The organism is Pantoea sp. UBA5923, from assembly GCF_002431095.1.
Classification (GTDB): Bacteria; Pseudomonadota; Gammaproteobacteria; order Enterobacterales; family Enterobacteriaceae; genus Pantoea; species Pantoea piersonii.
The window spans coordinates 1-20,854 of sequence record NZ_DJDN01000049.1; the positions used below are offsets into that span (position 1 = coordinate 1).

At 58.2% G+C, this 20,854-nt stretch carries 16 protein-coding genes; 2 read left to right on the top strand and 14 right to left on the bottom strand.

Features of this window, described 5'->3' with window-relative positions; all coding sequences use genetic code 11:
• Positions 1–222: 222 nt before the first annotated feature.
• Positions 223–1,530 (top strand): MFS family transporter, encoded by a 1,308-nt coding sequence (locus B3797_RS11975; protein WP_311791183.1) that lies wholly within the window; start codon positions 223–225, stop codon positions 1,528–1,530.
• Between the two features lie 90 nt (positions 1,531–1,620).
• On the opposite strand, the gene pssA is transcribed toward B3797_RS11975, so the two are convergent.
• From pssA to trxC, 4 genes are all read right to left on the bottom strand, one after another.
• Entirely contained in the window at positions 1,621–2,976 is a 1,356-nt protein-coding gene (gene pssA, locus B3797_RS11980) for a CDP-diacylglycerol--serine O-phosphatidyltransferase (protein WP_311782997.1), read from the bottom strand.
• Between the two features lie 117 nt (positions 2,977–3,093).
• The gene (locus B3797_RS11985; protein WP_311791184.1) at positions 3,094–5,751 is read right to left on the bottom strand and encodes a bifunctional acetate--CoA ligase family protein/GNAT family N-acetyltransferase; all 2,658 of its coding nucleotides are present in this window, start codon (positions 5,749–5,751) and stop codon (positions 3,094–3,096) included.
• 146 nt (positions 5,752–5,897) lie between these two features.
• The gene (locus B3797_RS11990) at positions 5,898–6,596 is read right to left on the bottom strand and encodes a tRNA-uridine aminocarboxypropyltransferase (protein ID WP_311782995.1); all 699 of its coding nucleotides are present in this window, start codon (positions 6,594–6,596) and stop codon (positions 5,898–5,900) included.
• Between the two features lie 179 nt (positions 6,597–6,775).
• Positions 6,776–7,195, bottom strand: a complete 420-nt coding sequence (gene trxC / locus B3797_RS11995; RefSeq protein ID WP_311782994.1) for a thioredoxin TrxC — start codon at positions 7,193–7,195, stop codon at positions 6,776–6,778.
• Between the two features lie 160 nt (positions 7,196–7,355).
• Between trxC and B3797_RS12000 the strand changes: the two genes are divergently transcribed.
• Entirely contained in the window at positions 7,356–8,447 is a 1,092-nt protein-coding gene (locus B3797_RS12000) for a tRNA/rRNA methyltransferase (RefSeq protein WP_311782993.1), read from the top strand.
• An 81-nt stretch (positions 8,448–8,528) separates the two neighbouring features.
• On the opposite strand, the gene emrB is transcribed toward B3797_RS12000, so the two are convergent.
• From emrB to nrdI, 10 genes are all read right to left on the bottom strand, one after another.
• Positions 8,529–10,064 (bottom strand): multidrug efflux MFS transporter permease subunit EmrB, encoded by a 1,536-nt coding sequence (emrB, locus tag B3797_RS12005; RefSeq protein ID WP_120457405.1) that lies wholly within the window; start codon positions 10,062–10,064, stop codon positions 8,529–8,531.
• A gap of 16 nt (positions 10,065–10,080) precedes the next feature.
• Positions 10,081–11,253 (bottom strand): multidrug efflux MFS transporter periplasmic adaptor subunit EmrA, encoded by a 1,173-nt coding sequence (emrA, locus tag B3797_RS12010; RefSeq protein ID WP_120457649.1) that lies wholly within the window; start codon positions 11,251–11,253, stop codon positions 10,081–10,083.
• Positions 11,254–11,400: 147 nt separating this feature from the next.
• Complete coding sequence (gene mprA, locus B3797_RS12015) at positions 11,401–11,931, bottom strand: transcriptional repressor MprA (protein WP_081142432.1); 531 nt, start codon at positions 11,929–11,931, stop codon at positions 11,401–11,403.
• A gap of 316 nt (positions 11,932–12,247) precedes the next feature.
• Positions 12,248–13,435 carry an MFS transporter gene (locus B3797_RS12020; protein WP_311791185.1) on the bottom strand — a complete coding sequence of 396 codons (1,188 nt, stop codon included), beginning with the start codon at positions 13,433–13,435 and terminating at the stop codon, positions 12,248–12,250.
• Positions 13,436–13,582: 147 nt separating this feature from the next.
• Positions 13,583–14,581 (bottom strand): glycine betaine/L-proline ABC transporter substrate-binding protein ProX, encoded by a 999-nt coding sequence (proX, locus tag B3797_RS12025; RefSeq protein ID WP_120457410.1) that lies wholly within the window; start codon positions 14,579–14,581, stop codon positions 13,583–13,585.
• 57 nt (positions 14,582–14,638) lie between these two features.
• Positions 14,639–15,787, bottom strand: coding sequence for a glycine betaine/L-proline ABC transporter permease ProW (proW, locus tag B3797_RS12030; RefSeq protein ID WP_311791186.1), 1,149 nt, complete (start codon positions 15,785–15,787; stop codon positions 14,639–14,641).
• Entirely contained in the window at positions 15,784–16,980 is a 1,197-nt protein-coding gene (proV, locus tag B3797_RS12035) for a glycine betaine/L-proline ABC transporter ATP-binding protein ProV (RefSeq protein ID WP_120457414.1), read from the bottom strand. The genes proW and proV overlap by 4 nt, the downstream gene beginning before the upstream one ends.
• Before the next feature lie 384 nt (positions 16,981–17,364).
• On the bottom strand, positions 17,365–18,324 hold the full coding sequence (gene nrdF / locus B3797_RS12040) for a class 1b ribonucleoside-diphosphate reductase subunit beta (RefSeq protein WP_126690593.1): 960 nt from the start codon (positions 18,322–18,324) through the stop codon (positions 17,365–17,367).
• Between the two features lie 8 nt (positions 18,325–18,332).
• Entirely contained in the window at positions 18,333–20,471 is a 2,139-nt protein-coding gene (gene nrdE, locus B3797_RS12045) for a class 1b ribonucleoside-diphosphate reductase subunit alpha (protein WP_311791187.1), read from the bottom strand.
• Positions 20,441–20,854 (bottom strand): class Ib ribonucleoside-diphosphate reductase assembly flavoprotein NrdI, encoded by a 414-nt coding sequence (nrdI, locus tag B3797_RS12050; protein WP_120457418.1) that lies wholly within the window; start codon positions 20,852–20,854, stop codon positions 20,441–20,443. Before nrdI ends, nrdE begins: the two co-directional genes overlap by 31 nt.

The window sequence follows — 20,854 nt, forward strand, 5'->3', positions numbered from 1 at the left end:
GGGAACTGCCAGGCATCCAAACGCGATAACCCTGACCTGACGGTCAGGGTTTTTTGCGTTATACGTCAGAAAAAATCCTGCTCCTCTCTACACGCGTTACAACCAAACCTCTTCCGCATCACATTTACCACAGCATATCGGCGATAACGTTTCGTTGTCATTAATGAAGTGGTTTACTCACTGTTTTGGCGCTGTTTATCAGCAAGGAACATGAGGTTACGCATGGCAGAAATTAATACGCGCGCATCCCAGCATGCAGCAGAAGAGCAGGGGATCAGCAAAAAACGCGTCTGGGCAATCGTCGGCGCATCATCAGGCAACCTGGTGGAGTGGTTCGACTTTTATGTCTACTCCTTCTTCTCACTCTATTTCGCACACATCTTCTTCCCCAAAGGTGATACCACCACGCAGCTGCTGCAAACTGCCGGGGTATTCGCCGCAGGCTTTTTAATGCGTCCCATTGGCGGCTGGCTGTTTGGATATATCGGCGATCGTCACGGACGTAAGAAGTCGATGCTTATTTCGGTATGCATGATGTGTTTTGGCTCGCTGGTCATCGCCTGTCTGCCAGGCTATAGCAGCATTGGCATTGCCGCTCCGGCGATCCTGCTGCTGGCGCGCATGTTTCAGGGGCTGTCGGTCGGCGGGGAGTATGGCACCAGCGCGACCTACATGAGCGAAGTGGCGCTGGAGGGACGCAAAGGGTTCTACGCCTCTTTTCAGTATGTCACGCTGATCGGGGGCCAGCTACTGGCGGTGCTGACTGTTGTCGTACTGCAGTTTATTCTCAGCGAAGAGGATCTGCGCAGCTGGGGCTGGCGCATTCCTTTTTTCCTCGGCGCTCTCCTTGCCGTGGTGGCTCTCTGGCTGCGGCGTTCACTGCATGAAACCTCCGATAAACAGAGCCGTCGGCATAAAGACGCTGGCAGTATTACCGGCCTGCTGCGCAACCATCCGCGTGCCTTTCTGATGGTGCTTGGTTTTACCGCAGGCGGCTCGCTGAGCTTCTACACCTTTACTACCTATATGCAGAAGTATCTGGTGAACACGGCGGGCATGAATGCGAAAAGCGCCAGCGGACTGATGACCGGCGCGCTGCTGGTGTTTATGCTGATACAGCCCCTTATCGGCGCGCTCTCAGATAAAATCGGTCGTCGGGGATCAATGCTGATCTTCGGCGCGGGTGCGGCCATATGTACCGTTCCGATCCTGACTGCGCTGCAAAGCGTGCAGAGTCCTGCCATCGCTTTCTGCCTGATCATGCTGGCGCTGCTGATTACCAGTTTCTATACCGCGATCAGCGGCATCCTTAAGGCGGAGATGTTCCCGCCGGAGGTGCGTGCGCTTGGCGTCGGCTTATCCTATGCCGTGGCGAATGCTATTTTCGGCGGGTCGGCGGAATATGTCGCGCTGCTGATGAAACAGCAGGGCATCGAAACAACATTCTTCTGGTATGTATCGGCGATGGGCGCGCTGGCGTTTGTGGTGTCGCTGTTGCTACATAAACGCGGCAAAGGCATCAGGCTGTAGCTCTTTCTGGCGAAGCCTTCACTGTTCCCGCCCGAAAAGCGGCTGTTGAAGGCTTTTTGCCTGGCGCGCAGAGACGCGCCAGGCAACGCATCAGAGAATGCGGCTAATAAGACGGTCGATACGAATACGGCGCAGGCGGCGGATCAGCTTGCGCACCTTAGCCGGATAGTCGGAGATGCTTTCCAGCTCGCGGAAGTGCTTCACCACGTGAGTGTGGGTACGAATCAGCGACAGCTCTTTTTCACGCTGCTCGGCCAGCTGCTGCAGCGGATCGTGGATAAGCACTGCGTTTTCCAGATCGAGGCGCCAGGCGCGCGGATTAAGGTTATTGCCGGTAATGAGCGTCCACTCGTCATCTACCCATATGCCTTTCAGGTGATAGCTGTTCTCGCCATCCTTCCACAGACGTACCGCCAGCTGACCGTTATCCACATAATACTGCAGGCGGCTAAGGAAACGGCGCAGGTTAATTTCATAAAGATAGGGCAGCGCGCCGATGATTTTGAATGGCTGCTCGGGCGGAATATAGAAATCGTTGGCGGTCTTATCGCCGACGATGATCTCTACCTCTTTGCCCTCGCGCAGCAAATGGATAATGCTGCGCACCAGAATCGCCGGCAGGTTGAAATAAGGCGTGCAGATAGTCAACTTCCGCTCGGTGCAGGGCATCAGGTGGAAGATAGTTTTGTTCAGCAGGCTGCGTTTGCCCAGGCCGACCAGCGGCGTAACGGTCAGCTCTTCGTTATGGCCATCGCCAGCGAACTGATAATTGAATCCGCGCAGATCCTGGCGGAACTGGCGCGTTTCATTTTTGATTTCCGGGCTGGAGGGGCGTTCCTGCTGGTCGAGACGATTGACCGCTTCCGACTGCTTGAGATTGACGTTGATCCACTCATACATGGTGTCGGCCAGCTGCGGATTACGAATCAGCTGGTAGCGATCGTAACGGTACTTATCGTGCTGGTGCAGATAAACGTCGTTAATACTGGCGCCGCTGTAGAGCAGCGTATCGTCGATAATAAAGCCTTTAAGGTGCAGTACGCCCAGCGCTTCGCGCGTATTGACCGGAATGCCGTAAACCGGAATAGCGATATCCGCATGCTGCGTCGCCATTTCGCAATACCAGTCTGCATTCGTTACGCCACGCGCCGCACCGATGCGGCCGCGCTGAGCGCGATGCCAGTCAACCAGAATGCTGACATCCAGCTCTGGACGCGCGCGTTTCGCCGCATAGAGCGCATCCATAACGGCACGTCCGGCGTCGTCGTTCTCCATATAGAGGGCGACAATGCAGATGCGATGCTGCGCCGCCGCGATTTTTTCCAGCAGCGTGCGACGGAAATCAGCAGGCGAGTAGAGTGTTGACACATCCGCAGCGGACTGTGACAGTTTCGGCAACTGTGCGAGGTGTTGTTGATGCTTATTGCGTTTAAATTTAGTCAGCATCGCAGTGCGCTTCTTCTCGGTTCATTGCATGGCCTTTTGCCATCAAATCAGGGTCATAACGGTAAATAATAACACCAACCTTATGTAGTCGGCCATTTTTTACCTTTCTCTACAAGGTTAGCCGATGTCCCTGTGTAAGGGTAAATTCAGGCTGACGATACCCTCATCAAGCTGAACATCCACGCCGAAACCCAGCTTGCGCGCCAGGGTAATCATGCCGCGGTTGTGCGGCATGGTGATACCGTTGAGCTGCTGCAGCCCGTGATCGCGCGTATAGCGGATCATTTTTTCCAGCAGCCGTCGTCCCATGCCCAGCCCTTTTAAGTCGGAGCGCACCAGTACGGAAAATTCGGCGTCGATATTGTCGGCATCGGAGATCGCGCGCGTGACGCCAATAATCTCGCTCATCTCCTGCTGCTGGCGCACCGCGACGAAAGCCATCTCGCGGTCATAATCGATCTGCGTCATATTGGCGAGATCGTCATGGGTAAATTCGTTAATTTCGCTGAAGTAGCGGTAATAGAGGTCTTCTTTGGTGACCTGTGCGATAAAGGCGCGCAGCAGCGGTTCGTCCTCCGGCAGGATAGGGCGGAACAGGCAGCTCTGCCCATCTTTCAGCATGACCCGCTCTTCAAGCTGCTGCGGATAGGGGCGAATCGCCAGTCGCGCTTCGCTGTCGCCGCTAAAAGGCGCCAGATCCAGAGTAACATCAAGCAGGGTAAATTCGCTGCCCGCCGCCAGCAGCGGATGAATATCGAGCCGCTGGATCTCCGGGCAGTCCACCACCAGGTTAGAAACCTGCACCAGCAGCTGACTGAGCGCCGGAATATCCAGCGTACCCAGACCGCCGCGACTGCGGATCTTGCCGCTTTTGATCGCCTGAATGACCAGATAGCGCGCCAGCGTCATATTAAGCGGCGGCAGCGCGACCGCCGCCTGTTTGTCCGCCTGCCATTCAACACCGCCTTCGCCCAGCAAAATAACCGGCCCGAACAGCGCATCCTGTTGCACCACTACGCGCAGTTCCTGGGCGCCGGCGCGATTAGCCATGCTCTGAACCAGCAAACCTTCGATGCGCGCCTGAGGCAGCGTCTGTTTAACCCGGTCGATAATGGCTTCGGCCGCCTGCTCGACTTCTGCAGTGTTGCGCAGATAGAGCATAACGCCCTGAACTTCAGATTTATGGGCGATATCGGGCGAGCGCAGCTTGAGCGCCACAGGATAGCCGATACGCTCGGCGATAGCGGCCGCTTCCCCGCTGTCGTGGGCGATCCAGGTCGGCAGCGTTGCCATCCCGTACGCCTGCAGGATCGGCTGCACCTCATGGGTATCAAGCGTGGTGACGCCTTTCGCCAGCGCCTGCGACAGCAGCTGATGCGCCTGAGCGCTGTCCTGGGTCAGGCTGGCGGGCAGCGCCGGCGTTTCGCGCAGCTGTTTCTGGTTACGGCGATACTCTACCTGGTGCATAAAGGCGGTTACTGTGCCTTCCGGCGTGCGCCATGTGGGGATGCCCGCCTGGGTAAAGGCGCGCCGCGCCGCCAGCGATGAGAATTCGCCGCACCAGTTGGTCAGGAGCGTCACCTGCTTGCCGCGCGGATGAGCGGCGATGGCGTCAATGATTTGCTGCGCCGATTCGGTTGCGGGCGCTACCGCGCTGGGCGCATGGATGATCATCAACGCATCCAGTTCATGGCTGTTCAGCAGCACATTAATGCAGTCAACATAGCGCTGCGGCGTGGCGTCATCTTTCAGGTCGAGCGGATTGCCGCGCCCGACCCCTTCCGGCAGCAGTGCGGCCAGCGCCGAAAGCGTTTCGTCGCCCAGGGCGGCAAGCTTGCCGTTGCGCGCATAGAGTTCATCTAATGCCAGTGCGGCAGGGGCGGCGCCGTTGCTGATAATCATTAGCCTGTCGCCGCGCAGCGGACGCATATGGCTGAGCGACTCCACGGCGGTGAAAAGCTCATGGGTATCCTGCACGCGCAGCAGGCCTGCGCGCTGAATAGCCGCATCCCAGGCGGCGTCCAGCCCGCTATGGGTGCCGAGCAGGGCCTGAGCCTGATGACTGCGGCCGCTTTTGATCACCAGAATAGGTTTATTGCGCGAGGCGCTGCGCGAGGCCGACACAAAGCGTCGCGCATCGCTCAGGTGCTCAAGGTAGAGCAGAATGGCGCTGGTTTTGCCGTCGCGCGCCAGAAAATCGAGCAGATCGTCAACGTCGGTATCCAGGCTGTCGCCCAGCGCAATAAACCAGGAGAAGCCCAGATTGCGCTGCTGCGCCCAGTCGAGAATGGTATTGGAGACCGCCGCCGACTGCGAGATAAAGGCGATGCGGCCTTTCTCAATCGGCACCGGCGAGAAGCTGGCGTTAAGTCCTTGCCAGGGCGCGAGCAGCCCGAGACTGTTGGGGCCGAGCAGGCGGATCTGCCACTGCGCGGCGCAGCTTTTTAGCGCCTCCAGCTGGCTGGCGGGCGCGGAGAGAATAATGCAGGCTTTGCACCCTTTTTCGCCCAGCTGCTGCAGCAGTTCGAGATTGCGCTTCGCATGGGTACAGATCACCGCCAGGTCAGGCGCGAAAGGCAGGCTGTCGATGGTAGGCCAGGCGAGCACGCCGCTGACGGCTCTGTACTTTGGCGTGACCGGCAGCACCGGGCCGCTGAAGCCACCAGCCAGCAGATTGCGCATCATAAAGTGCCCGGCGCGTCCCGGCCTGTCCGAGGCGCCAATCACCGCAATAGATTTAGGTCGTAACAGCGCTTCCAGCCCGCGTTGGCTCATCCCGCCCTCCTGAAGTCGACTGGCGTGATTGTAATCGTTTTTTCCCGGATTTGCCGGTTCGGCGATCGCAGGCTGAGAACCGCGACAAAATTTTGCTCGCGCAGAGGGGAGGCGGCAATCCGGCAGCGGACCGCCGCACGTAAGCGCTAAAGACTCTCAGCGATGGCGCTTTGATACGCGGGATGGTGCGGTTTACCTGCCAGATAGGCATGACGAAACCGTTCAAAGTGGTGAAGCAGAGCGTGCGCCGCGGCCCCATCGCCTGCCTGCTCCAGCAGCGCGGCGGCGACTTCGGCGGTGCAGTGCTGGCCTTCGCCATGGGCTTCGCGCAGCGTATAGCGCGAGGGCGCGGTGACGTTTAGCGACATGACCGGCAGCGCATCGAGCCAGGGACTTTTACGAAACATTTTGCGCGCCTCGGTCCAGGTGCCGTCGAGCATAATAAAGAGCGGCGGCTTGCCGCTGAGCGGCGGCGCGGTCAGCACTTCGCGGCCGGGATCGGCGTAAGAGGCGGGAAACACCACCATCGGCTGATAGTCGGGATGCGCAACCGCGCTCAGCAGCGCGGGATCGGGTTCGGTACGCGACCAGCCGAACGCTTCGGTCTGCGGCAAAATATCGGCGATCAGTCGCCCGGTATTGCTGGGCTTCATCGGCTCGGTATCGAACATCACCAGGCAAAAGCGGCTACGCGCGCTCTGCGGCTGGATAGTGGCGCACAGGCAATTTTTTTGCGGCAGCAGACAGCGCTGACAGCGCACCACGCGATTGCCACGGGCGAGAAAAGGGCGAGTGGCGCGGGCAAGGCGTTGCGCACGCAGGCGGAGAACGGCGTTATCAGTCATGGCTTAGTGAGCAAAGTAAAACGCTAGTGTAATCGAAGCGCGCCGGAAAAGAAAAAGGCCAGCGCGGCTGGCCTGTGTGGGCTGATAAAAGGCTAATGCGGGAGAGATTTCCGCGTTTTTGATCGTGGCCGCGGGAAGCCTGGCTTTTGGGCCAGATCTTCCGTTTGCCGGGTCAGGGTTTATAGCGACTCATCAAGCCATTCGTTGAAAGGCGCTTTCGGCATCGCGCCGTTCAGCATGTCCACCAGCTCGCCTTTTTTAAAGATCATAATGGTGGGAATGCTGCGAATGCGGAAACGCGTACTCAGTGAAGGTTCCGCTTCGGTATTGACCTTAACGAAACGCACCTGGCCGCTGCGCTCCTGCGCCACCTCTTTAAAGACCGGCGCGAAGTTGACGCAGGGGCCACACCAGGGCGCCCAGAAATCCACCACGACCGGCAGATCGTCCTGTAAATATTTATCCAGCGTTTCGGCGGTCGCGTTAGCCACTTCGCCATTAAAGAGTTCGCTGCCGCAGCGGCCGCATTTAGCTCCATCGGCAACGCGATCCAGGGGAACGCGATTGGTTGCCTGACAGGAAGCGCATACCGTATTCATATAGACCTCAAGGGGTTTGCAGGTGTCAGTTTTGTAAATATTGTCCATTATGAGAAGGTTGCGAACAGCCCTCAAACTGGATTGTCCAATAGGTTCAATAGTTGATAGCTAAGCGCCAATACATCAGGTAATCTTCGCGCTCTCAATGCAGGAGGAACAGATGAACGACGAATTTAAAGGCAAAAGTGGCAAGGTAAAAGTGATGTACGTGCGAGATGAGGGCGAGAATGGCTCACGCGCGCCGAACCCGCGTACCGGTAAAGGTGGTGGCCGCCCAGCCCGTCAGGAAGATTCGCGTCGTTCCTCTGGCCGCCGTAGCGAAGAGGGCGCCAGCCGCAAACCCCGCAGCGATGAAGGCAGCCGCAGGCCTCGCAGCGATGAGGCTGGCCGCAAACCGCGTAACGACGAGTCATTCTCGCCGTGGCGTACCGTGTCGCGTCCGCCGAGCGAGCGCGCGTCCGTTGAAGAGAAGCAGCCGGAGCAGGGCGGCAAGGTCGCTATCGATCCGGAAGTGATCCGTCGTCAGCGTCAGGAAGAGACGCGCGTGTATGGTGAAAACGCCTGCCAGGCGCTGTTTCAGAGCCGTCCGGAAGCGATCGTGCGCGCCTGGTTTGTGCAGAGCGTGACGCCGCGTTTCCGCGAAGCGCTGCGCTGGCTGGCGGCGAATCGCAAAGCCTATCACGTCGTAGAAGATGCTGAGCTGGCGAAAGCGTCCGGCACCGAGCATCACGGCGGCGTCTGCTTCATTATTAAAAAACGCATGGGCATGGCGGTCAGCGAGTGGCTGAGCCAGGCCGGTGAGAAAGATTGCGTACTGGCGCTGGAAGATGTCAGCAACCCGCATAACCTGGGCGGCATTATGCGCAGCTGCGCGCACTTCGGCGTTAAAGGCCTGCTGGTGAATGACGCTTCGCTGCTGGAGTCCGGCGCGGCGGTGCGTACCGCTGAAGGCGGCGCCGAACACGTACAGGCGATCAGCGGCGAAAGCTTTGCTGGCGGTCTGGAAGCGTTCCGTAAAGCGGGTTACACCATCGTAACGACCTCAAGCCATGAGGGGACGCCGCTGGCGAAAGCTGAGCTGCCGGCGAAGATGGTGCTGGTGCTGGGTCAGGAGAGCGAAGGCCTGTCTGACAGCGCGTTCCAGCAGGGCGATATCAGCCTGTCGATCGGCGGGACCGGCAACGTCGAGAGCCTTAACGTCTCGGTGGCGACCGGCATTTTGCTTGCCGAATGGTGGCGTCAGAACGCATAAAAAAACGGGCCGAAAGGCCCGTTTTTGTTTAGGGAAGATGCCAAAGCGGACAGGGGGCTGTCAGGGATGGCGAAACAGACGCTAGTGCGCGCCGCCGCCGCCGCTGCCTGACCCAAAGGGCGGTCGGGCGAACCAGATCAGCACCAGCAGAACCAAGAACACTCCCGCCGACGCCCAGAAGATCTCATTGGCAGAGATAATCAATCCCTGGTTGGTGATCTGCTGCGCGATATAGGCTGATGCCTGCTGATGCGACATGCCCATTCCTTCCAGCTGGTGATACATCTGCTGCGCATTGGGGTTATAGGGCGTAACCGACTCGCTGAAGGTGCTGTGATGCATCGATTCCCGGTCGGTCCACATGGTGGTGGTAATCGAGGTGCCAATCGAGCCCGCCAGGGTACGCACGAAGTTCGACAGGCTCGACGCCGCCGCCAGCCGATCCGGCGACAGCCCGGAAAGGGTAATGGTGGTGAGCGGCATAAAGAAGCAGGCGACGGCGAATCCCTGGATAAACTGCGGCCAGGCCGATGCGCCGAAGTCCATCGAGGGTTCGAAGGTGTAGGCGCGCCAGTAGAAGCAGACGGCATACATAATAAAGCTGAAGGTCACCAGCTTGCGCATATCCAGCTTGTGGGCGAAGCGGCCGATAATCGGCGACAGGATCACCGGAATAATGCCTACCGGCGCGGACGCCAGACCGGCCCAGGTGGCGGTGTAGCCATATACCTCCTGCAACAGCTGCGGCAGCAATACAATCGAGCCGAAGTAGAGCATATAGGCCAGGCTGATTGAGAGGCAGCCGATAGTGAAGTTGCGCGACTTAAACAGCGCCAGATCGACAATAGGGTGGTCGTCGGTCAGCTCCCACACCAGCAGCACCGCCAGAGATATCACGGCGACGACCGTCAGAATGATAATCTCGGTGGAGTTAAACCAGTCAAGCTCTTTACCGCGGTCCAGCATTACCTGCAGACAGCCGATACCCACGACCAGCAGCACCAGGCCCACCACGTCGATAGGACGTACTTCGGTGCGTGTCTCGCGGCCGCGCAGGGTCTGCAACGTCAGCATCACCACCACGGCGCCGATCGGCACGTTGATAAAGAAGATCCAGCCCCAGTGGTAGTTATCGCTGATCCAGCCGCCGAGAATTGGGCCGCAGATCGGCGCGACAATCACCGTCATCGCCCACAACGAGAGGGCGATGCTGCGTTTGGCGGGGGGATAGTTGCTGAGCAGCAGACTCTGCGACAGTGGGATCAGCGGACCGGCTACCACGCCCTGCAGGATGCGGAAGAAAATCAGCATCTCCAGACTTTCCGACATACCGCACGCCCAGGAGGCGAGGGCGAACAGAATCGTCGCCCAGGTAAAGAGCTTTACCTCGCCGACGCGCTTCGCCAGCCAGCCCGTAATGGGAATGGAGATGGCGTTCGCCACCCCAAACGAGGTAATGACCCAGGTGCCCTGTGAGTTGGACGCGCCCAGATTGCCTGCAATGGTGGGGATCGCCACGTTAGCGATGGTCGAATCCAGCACCTGCATAAAGGTCGCCAACGACAGCGCAATGGTCATCAGGACCAGCGGCGCGCCTTCTAGCGGTTTTTGTGCCATGACAGCCTCCGCGTCATCATCCGGCGTTGGCGCGGACAATATCTGTGATCAGCTGATTCACCGGCGCCAGGTCGATCGCCAGCGCATTAGTGCTGTAGGCAGCCTGCTGACGAACGCTGGTGGCGAGCATGCTGCCATCTTTATTCGTGGTATCGACTTTCACCAGCGTCGAGAGACCAATGCGCAGCGGATGCTTCACGATATCATCCTGGTTAAGCTCGATACGCACCGGCAGACGCTGCACCACTTTGATCCAGTTGCCGGTGGCGTTCTGCGCAGGCAGCAGCGAAAAAGCGCTGCCGGTGCCCATATCCAGGCCGACCACTTTGCCGTGATAGGTCACGTCGTCGCCGTAGATATCAGCTACAACCGTCGCGTCCTGTCCGATGCGTACGCCTGCCAGCTGCGTCTCTTTAAAGTTGGCGTCGATCCACAGGTTGGTGGCGGGAACCACGGCCATCAGCGCTGTGCTGGTATCGATTTGCGAACCGACCTGCACGCTGCGGCGCGAGACATAACCGTCCATCGGGCTGCGAATATCGGTACGCTGCAGCGCCAGCCAGGCGTCGCGCAGTTCAGCGGCGGCCTGTTTCACCGCAGGCTGATCCTCCAGCGAAGTGTTGAGGATCATCGCCTGATTCGCGTTGTACTGCTGCACCGCCACATCAAGCTGCGCTTTAGCGGTGGCAACCGCGTCGCGCGAGTGCTGCAGCTCTTCGCGGCCGATCAGGTTAGAGGCACCCAGCGGCTCGCGACGTTTCAGATCGGCTTCCGCCTGCGCCAGCGCGGTTTGCTGCAGCGCGATGCTCGCCTGATACTGCTTAGCGTTGATCATCAGCTGATGCGTCTGACGCACGCTGGTGGCCAGCGCGGTCTGCGCTTTTTCAAACGCCTGTTCGGCGTCAGTTTTATCCAGCGAAACCAGCACGTCGCCTTTCTTGACGTAATCGGTGTCGTCAAACCAGACCTTATTGACGCTGCCCGACACCTGCGCCATCACCTGTACCTGGTTTCCGGCCACGTAAGCATCGTCCGTTTCCTGAAAGTGCCGCAGCACCAGGAACCAGTAAACGCCCCATGCGATACCCGCCAGCACAAAAAGCAGCGCCAGCAGAAGCAGCACTTTTTTACGCGTCTTCTTTTTATTGGCTGGCTGTTGCGGGCTTTGCGCCTCCGCCGTTGCACTCATGTCAATCTCCAACTGTTTCATATGTCGGGGCGCGATCGTCCCTTTTCACGGAGCCCGAGTCGAAAAAAGCCAGCGACAAGGCGCTGGCCGGATAAAAGGGGATTAAAATAACGGTTTCGACAGGTGATTGTGTCGCAGTTCTTGCTATTAGCGAGAGAGGGAAGCGATGACCTGATCTTCGTCCATTTTATCGAGACGATTGAGTAACTTACGCGTAATGCCTTCCAGCTGCGATTTTTCATCAGTCGACAGGGAAGACCAGAGATACTGCAGACTCTGATGCTGAGGCGGCAGCAGCTGACGCAGAAACTCATTACCTTTTTCAGTCAGATGCAGATGGAGGCAGCGACGATCGTTATCGCTCTCGCGACGCTCGATCCAGCCGCGTTTCTCCAGCTCATCTGCGATGCGCGTCGCATTGGTACGCGAAGAACCCAGCGCGGCGCTCAGCTCGGACGGCTGAATGCTCTGGTTTTCCTGCGCGTCCAGCGTGATCAGCGCCATGAATAAGGTTTCGTTAATTCCCTGCGCCTTTAACATCTTATTGCGATTTTCCAGCAGCTTTCCCTGCATGTGCATGCACAGACGCGTCAGAATGATTTCGTGCAGCGGGAAATCTTTGTGACGATTTGCGCGGATGTTAAGCATCTGTTCAATGGGAGTAAACGAACTTTCCATTATAAAAAAACCTCACTAGTTTCAACTAATATAGTAACGATGGTGACAGATTAAGCGTAGTCATTTTTACTCCGCGCAATTGTTCAGAAGGTCACACTGTCGTCATCAGGTGTTTCCAGGCCACTCCCTGACCCTGGGCACGAAACCCTCGCTCACCGCCGCTGGCTGCGGCAGGCGTCGATATCAATACGGGAAGAAACTTTTTGTTTGCTAAATAATTTCGCAAGAAAAAATAACTTCTGTGAATAGATTTGATGCTAACCATAACAAAACTAACCATTCGTGACCAGACTCAATCACATCTTTGGCATTTTATTTACTTACTTAACTGGGTTTCGAAGCGATAGCCGCGCCACCAAATCAGCAGGTTGAGCAGCGTCATGATCACGCCTGCGGCACAAACGCCGTACCAGCCAGCAGCATGAAAAGCGTTGGCAGAAAGAAGGGAGCCAAAAGCGCCGCCGATAAAATAGCTGGTCATATAACCCGACGTGAGGCGATTACGCGCTTCAGGCATCTGGCTGTAGATCACGCTCTGGTTAGTGATATGCACGCCCTGAACCGCCAGGTCGAGCAGCAGAATGCCGACAATCAGCGCCGCCAGCGAGTGCGCGCCCAGCGCCGTCATTCCCCAGGAGGCGAGCATAATCAGCAGGCCGAGCGTCGTGGTGAGCCTGGCTTTGCCTTTATCCGCCAGCGACCCGGCCTGACGCGCAGCCAGCGCGCCCGCCGCGCCGACCAGACCCAGCAGGCCGATTTCGCCTTCAGAGTAGCTGTAAGGCGGAGAGGCGAGCAGAAACGCCATTGATGTCCAGAGCACGCTAAAGTTGGCGAAAGAGAGACAGCCGGTCAGGGCGCGGGTGCGGATAACGCGATTCGCTTTATAGAGCTGGAAAATTGATTTCAGCAGCTGCGGGTAGTTAAGCGACACCGTAGGTTTCACCTGCGGCAGAAAACGCCACAGCGCCAGCGCCATCAGCGCCATCAACAGGCTGGCGGTCCAGTAAACGGTACGCCAGCCGCCCAGCTGCGCCAGCGCGCCCGCAACGGTACGCGCCAGCAGAATGCCGAGCAGCAGCCCGCTCATCACCGTACCGACAATCTTGCCGCGCTTCTCCGGCGGCGCCAGCGTCGCGGCGAGCGGCACCAGGATCTGCGCCACAACTGAAAACAGCCCGGTCAGTACGGTGCCCAGCAGCAGCAGGGAAAAAGAGGAGGAGGTAGCGGTAATCACCATGCCGCCTGCGGCCAGCAGGCTCATACCGACGATCAGCGCGCGGCGCTCAAGCATATCACCAAGCGGCACCAGCAGCAGAAGGCCGCAGGCGTAGCCGAGCTGCGCCGTGGTGACGATAAACCCCGCCATGCTGACGGAGAGGCCGAAATTGCTGGCGACGGTATTGAGCAACGGCTGCACGTAGTAGTTGCTTGCTACGGAGAGCCCGGTGGCGATGGACATCAGCACGACCAGCGCAGGCGTCAGCGTATGGCGATGAGTATTCATTTATATATTAGGCAGGTAGTAATAATCATAATAGGTTAATAGTAACCCAAAAAACTATTTCATTAATGTGTAAATTGACAGGACGTACCAGTCGGTACAGCAGAAAGCGAAGGGGCAGAGAGTTCCGCCCCTGAAGTGAGTATTTACTTATTTTGCGGCCGCAAGGGCATCTTTAATCCACTGGTCGAACTGCTGCTGGTGGGCTTTTATCCAGCCATCGACGTGGCGGTTAATATCCGCTTCAGACGCCTGGCCTGCATGCATCGCCGCGTTTTCCGCATTGATATCGGTAATCGGCAGCTTCATCTCGGCGAACAGTTTTGCCGCCGCCGGGTTTTTTTCAGCCCAGGCTTTGTTCGCTACGATATGCATGGTGTTAACCGGGAAACCGTAATTCGCGCCGTTAGCCAGTTTGGTATCGACCTTGCTCTGCGCCCCAGGCAGCGACGAGAACGGCACCTGTAGCCACACCACATCGCGGCCCGGCTTCAGCACGTCGCTCAGCCAGTATGGCGTCCAGGTATAGTAAAGAATCGGTTTGCCCTGCTTAAAGCGCGCCAGGGTATCAGCGATCATCGCCGAGTAGTTGCCCATATTGGCGGTGACGGTATCGCTCAGGCCAAACGCGGTGTTCTGATGATTGATAACCGCTTCGCAGCCCCAGCCCGGCGTGCAGCCGGTCATATCCGCTTTGCCGTCGCCGTTGCTGTCGAACAGCTTAGCGATTTTCGGATCTTTCAGCTGGGCGATATTGGTGATGTGGTACTGCTCGGCGGTTTTCTTGTCAATCAGGTAGCCCTGCGCTGCGCCAGAGACATAGGTGCCTGCGCGGTAGAACTTTTTGTCGCCGCCGGCGGCGTTATACATATCGTCGTGCAGCGGCTGCCAGTTGGTGGCGATAAAGGTAATGTCGCCAGAGGCCATAGAGGTGTAGGCGACGTTGTAGTCGATTTCGCTCGGCTTCTCGACGCTATAGCCCAGTTTTTCCAGCGCGCGGCTTACCAGCAGGGTCTGAAAGCCCTCTTCAGCAATGGTGCTTTGCGCAGGCTTAACGGTAATGCCTGTGCCGGGCAGATCGGCAGCGGAAGCCTGGGAGAGGGCGAGCGTGGTCAGCACGGCGGCGAGGAGAGGTGCGGTCTTGCGCATAGTTATTCCTTATTTTCGACGTTGCGAGGCGGGCGGCCGCGAAGGACCGCCCGAAAATCAGGATTTACGGAAAGGGCGCGTCAGCAGGCCAACCGGCCCGCTATGGCTCCAGTGGCGGCTGCCGCGGCTGCGGCCGTCGCGACCCACTGACTGGGTCAGACGATCGAGAATAATGGCGAGGATAACGATACCGACGCCGCCCACGGTGGCCAGTCCCATATCAAGACGGCCGATGCCGCGCAGCACCATCTGTCCCAGCCCACCGACGGCGATCATCGAGGCGATCACCACCATCGACAGCGCCAGCATCAGCGTCTGGTTTACGCCCGCCATAATGGTCGGCATCGCCAGCGGCAGCTGCACCTTAAACAGCATCTGGCGCGGGCTGGCGCCAAAGGACTCGCTGGCTTCGATCAGATCGGCGGGCACCTGCTTGATGCCGAGAATGGTCAGGCGCACCATCGGCGGCAGGGCGAAAATAATGGTGACCACCACGCCAGGCACGTTGCCGATGCCGAACAGCATGACGATCGGCACCAGGTAGACAAAGGCCGGCGTCGTCTGCATGGCGTCCAGCAGCGGTTGTATGATGCGACCCGCGCGTTCGCTGCGCGCCAGCCAGATACCCAGCGGCAGCCCAATAACGATACAGAACAGCAGCGCGGTAAGCACCAGCGCCAGCGTCACCATCGCCTGTGACCAGGCGCCGATAGCACCGATCAGCACCAGCGAGATCAGCGTAGCGACGCCCATCGCCGGGCTGGCGATCTGCCAGGCGATCAGAGCAAACACCAGAATCGCTATCGGCGCGGGCAGGCTCTGCAGCAGATGCTGAAAGGCGCTCAGGATATAGTCCACCGGCACGCGAATGCCCTGAAACACTGGACGGAAGTGATTGACCACCCAGTCGATGCCTTCGGTCACCCAGCGATCGAGCGGGATCCAGGTTTTATGGAAGGGATCGAGCAGATTAAAATGTTCCGGCTGCGGCGCAGGTGCGCTGCTCAGCCAGTCGCTGCCGCTGCTGGCGGCGCTATGTGCGGCGCTGCCGTCGGGCGTTCCCCAGGCGTCGGCGCCGTTGCCAGCGGGCGCGGCGCTCTGCGTTGCGGCATCACCCGCGCCTGACCAGGGATCGCTGCTCGCCTGCGCGGCATCGGCGGCGTGAGGCGCGGCGCTATCCCAGGGTTGACTGTTTTGTTCACTCATGACGAAGCTCCCTCACGATCTAAAGCGCGTAACAACATGCCTTTGGAAATGATACCGACGTACTGATTCTCTTCGCCCACCACCGGCACCGCGCAGGGCGCGTGCGCGACGTGGCCGAGCAGTTCGTTCAGCGAGGTATCTGAGGGAACGGCGGCTGGCGCGTCGAGCAGGGCGCTCTCCAGCCCTTCGCCTGCCGCCAGCGCCGCCTTCAGCGAGTCGGTGGAGACCACGCCGATAAATTTTTGCTTCTCCAGCACATAGCCGAATTCGCGATCCTCGTCCTGCAGCAGTTTGATGGCGGAGCGCGGGCCAAAGCCGGGCGCCTTGCGAATCAGCGCGCCAGCGCTGCGGCGGGCGATATCTTTCGCGCTAAAGACGTGGCTGATATCGACGCCGCGGAAGAAGGTGCGCACATAGTCGTTGGCCGGATTATTGAGAATTTCATCCGGCGTGCCGACCTGCACCACTTCGCCGCCCTGCATAATGGCGATGCGGTCGCCGATGCGCATCGCTTCGTCGAGATCGTGGGAAATAAAAATAATGGTGCGCTGATGTTTCGCCTGCAGCTTAACCAGCTCATCCTGCATTTCGGTACGGATCAGCGGATCGAGCGCTGAAAACGCCTCATCCATCAGCAAAATATCGGGATTAATCGCCAGCGCGCGGGCTAATCCAACGCGCTGGCGCATGCCGCCGGAAAGTTCATCGGGATAAGCATGCGCATAATTTTCCAGGCCGACCTGACGCAGCGCGTCCAGCGCTTTTTCCTGACGTTCTGCCAGCGGGACGCCAGCTAATTCCATGCCGAAGGCGGTATTATTTAGCACGTTCATATGCGGCATCAGCGCAAACGACTGGAATACCATGCTGATTTTATTTCTGCGCACCTCGCGCAGTTCGCTGTCAGATATTTTTGCAATATCGACGCCGTCAATGATTACCTGACCGCGGGTGGGTTCTATCAGACGATTGAGAAGGCGAACCATGGTCGATTTTCCGGAGCCGGAGAGTCCCATGATGACGAATATCTCGCCTTCTTCAATGGCCAGACTGGCGTTTTTGACGCCCAGAGACAGACCGGTTTTCGCCAGAATAGTCTCTTTGCTTTCCCCTTTCTCAATATATTTAAATGCGCGATCGGGGTTTTCCCCGAATATTTTATACAGGTTTTTTACTTCAAGTTTAATTGCCATGCAGTGATAGAATCCTGTTTAATTTATTTTGACGTTCAGCTTTCCTGGTTAAATTTAAGCGGCTCATACCGTACCATACTGACATTATCTGACAACCCTGAATGGCAATATTCGTGGTGATGAGAGGGGCGCAAACGGCAGAATTTCCAGTGCTCACAAGGGATGAAGGGCCGCTAATTTTTTGCCGGGACGATCGGGAATTATGGCGATTTGACGCCGTAAACGGCAAAATTGCCAGAAAAGAGCGAGCCGAAATGGCGTAATTAGCGCGTCATCAGCGCGTCATATTTGCGAAATAAAAAGGTGATTGCTGGCGAAATAGCGGGCGGGAAAGAGAGCGATAAAATAAAAATATCGGGCCGCAACGGGCCCGACAGCAGCGGATTAAAAATCCCAGTCTTCGTCTTCGGTTTCGACCGCTTTGCCCATCACATAGGAGGAGCCAGAGCCGGAGAAAAAATCGTGGTTTTCATCGGCATTAGGCGAAAGCGCGGCAAGAATAGCCGGGTTAACCGTGGTGAGTTCCGCCGGGAACAGCGCTTCATAGCCCAGATTCATCAGCGCCTTGTTGGCGTTATAGTGCAGAAAGGTTTTTACCTCTTCCGCCCAGCCCACATCGGCGTAGAGCGCCTCGGTGTAGATGACCTCATTTTCATACAGCGCCAGCAGCAGATCGTAGGCGAACTGCTGTAGCTCCTCTTTGCGCGCGTCGTCAGCCTGCTCCAGCGCTTTCTGGTACTTATAGCCGATGTAGTAGCCATGCACCGCTTCGTCGCGAATAATAAGGCGGATCAGATCGGCGGTATTGGTCAGCTTGCCGCGGCTTGACCAGTACATCGGCAGCCAGAACCCGGAGTAGAAGAGGAACGACTCCAGGAAGACGCTGGCGATCTTTTTCTTCAGCGGATCGTCGGCGCGGTAGTGCGCCAGAATGATGCGCGCCTTGTTCTGCAGCGCCTCGTTCTCTTCGCTCCACTGATAGGCGGCGTCTACGTCGCTGGTATTGCAGAGCGTCGAGAAAATAGAGCTGTAAGATCGCGCATGCACCGCCTCCATAAAGCTGATATTGGAGAGCACTGCCTCTTCGTGCGGCGTCAGCGCATCCGGCATCAGGCCCGGCGCGCCGATAACGTTCTGAATAGTGTCGAGCAGCGTCAGTCCGGTAAAGACGCGGATAGTAAGCTGCTGCTGCTGGCTGTCCAGCGTCTGCCAGGCGGGCAGATCGTTCGAGAGCGGCACCTTTTCCGGCAGCCAGAAGTTGCTGGTCAGACGGTTCCACACTTCGAGATCTTTCTCGTCCTGAAGACGGTTCCAGTTAATCGCCTGAATCTGTTGTAGTTGCATAGTTTTCATCACAACGCGCAGGAAACGCAGCCCTGCACCTCCGTGCCCTGTAGCGCCATCTGGCGCAGTCGAATGTAGTAAAGCGTTTTGATGCCTTTCTTCCAGGCGTAAATCTGCGCTTTGTTGATGTCGCGCGTCGTCACATCGTCACGGAAAAAGAGCGTCAGCGACAGCCCCTGATCGACATGCTGCGTCGCTTCGGCATAGGTGTCGATAATCGCTTCCGGCCCGATCTGATAGGCATCCTGATAGAGATCCAGGTTCTCGTTGGTCATAAAGGGCGCAGGGTAGTAAACGCGTCCGGTTTTTCCCTCTTTACGGATTTCGATGCGCGACACGATCGGGTGGATGCTTGAGGTCGCATGGTTGATATAGGAGATAGAGCCGGTCGGCGGAATCGCCTGCAGGTTCTGGTTATATAAACCGTGCGTCATCACCGCCTCGCGCAGCGCCTGCCAGTCGGCGCGCGTCGGCAGTGTAATTCCGGCCTCGGCAAACAGGCGCGCCACGCGCCCGGTGCGCGGCAGCCAGTCGCGCTCTACATATTTATCGAAGTACGCGCCGCTGGCGTAGGCGGAGTGCTCAAAGCCGTCGAAGCGCTGCCCGCGCTCGCGCGCCAGCTGGTTAGAGATGCGCAGCGCATAGAAGGTGACGCAGTAGAAATAGAGGTTGGTGAAGTCGAGCGCTTCCGGCGAACCATAGGCCATTCCCTCGCGCGCCAGATAGCCGTGCAGGTTCATCTGCCCCAGGCCGATGGCGTGCGAACGCTGGTTGCCCTCTGCCACCGACGGCACCGAGCCGATATGACTCATATCGGAAACCGCCGTCAGCGCGCGCACCGCGACCTCTACGGTACGCGCCAGGTCGCGCGAGTCCATGGCGTGCGCGATATTCAGCGAGCCGAGGTTGCAGGAGATATCTTTGCCGACGCGGCGATAGCTCAGATCCTCATTGAACTCGCTGGGGCTGTTGACCTGCAAAATCTCCGAGCAGAGGTTGCTCATATTGATACGACCGGCAATCGGGTTGCTGCGGTTAACGCTGTCCTCATACATGATGTAGGGATAGCCGGACTCGAACTGGATCTCCGCCAGCGTCTGGAAGAAGTCGCGCGGCTGGATCCAGCTTTTACGGATGCGGTCGTCCGCCACCATCTCGTCATACTTCTCGCTGATGCTGATATCGCCAAACGCCTGGCCATAAATCCGTTCAACGTCGTAGGGCGAAAAGAGCGCCATCTGGCGATTCTCCTTCGCCAGCTGAAAGGTAATATCGGGGATGACGACGCCGAGCGAGAGCGTTTTGATACGGATCTTCTCGTCGGCGTTTTCCCGCTTGGTATCGAGAAAGCGCAGGATATCGGGGTGATGCGCGTTGAGCCAGACCGCGCCCGCGCCCTGACGCGCGCCAAGCTGGTTGGCGTAGGAGAAGGCGTCCTCCAGCATCTTCATCACCGGAATAACGCCCGACGACTGGTTCTCGATACGCTTAATCGGCGCGCCGTTTTCCCGCAGGTTGGAGAGCAGAAAGGCCACGCCGCCGCCGCGCTTGGAGAGCTGCAGCGCTGAATTCACCGCGCGGCCGATCGATTCCATATTGTCTTCGATGCGCAGCAGGAAACAGGAGACCAGCTCGCCGCGCTGCTGTTTTCCGCAGTTGAGGAAGGTGGGCGTCGCAGGCTGGAAGCGGCCGCTCAGCATCTCTTCCAGCAGGGATCGCGCCAGCGTCTCGCTGCCCTGCGCCAGGGTCAGCGCCACCATGCAGGCGCGCTGCTCGAAGGTTTCCAGATAGCGTTTGCCGTCGAAGCTTTTCAGCGTATAGCTGGTGTAGAACTTCCACGCGCCGAGAAACGTCTTGAATTCAAAGCCCCAGGCCGCCGCCTCGTCGTGGAAACGGCACAGGAAGTCGAAGTCGTACTGGTTCAGCACGTCCGCTTCGTAATAGCCTTCCGCGACCAGGTAGCGCAGACGCTCCGCCGCGCTGGCGAAAGAGAGCGTATTAGGCGCGACATGCTGCAGAAAGAACTGGCGCGTCGCTTCGCGGTCTTTGCTGAACTGGATGCGGCCATCGGCATCATAGAGGTTCAGCATGGCGTTCAGCGCATGATAGTCGAGCGTTACGCCATTGAGGGTGTCTGTTGTTGCCAAAATTGGGTTACTCCCGCTTTAACCGTGGCGATGTCTTCCGGCGTTCCCATCAGCTCAAAGCGGTAGAGCACAGGAACCTGGCATTTTTGCGCGATAATGTCGCCGGCCAGGCAGTAAGCCTCGCCGAAATTGCGGTTGCCCGCTGCGATCACGCCGCGAATGCCGCGCCGGTTCGATTCATCATTAAGAAAGTGAATAACCTGTCTGGGGACAGCGCCGCGACTGCCGCCGCCGCCATAGCTCGGCACCACCAGGATATAGGGCTGGTGGTGCTGCAGACGCGCGGAGAGGTCGAGAGGAATGCGGCGCGCCGGCAGCCCCAGACGGGCAATAAACCGGTGGGTGTTTTCCGACTGGCTGGAAAAATAGACCAGTGGAAACAT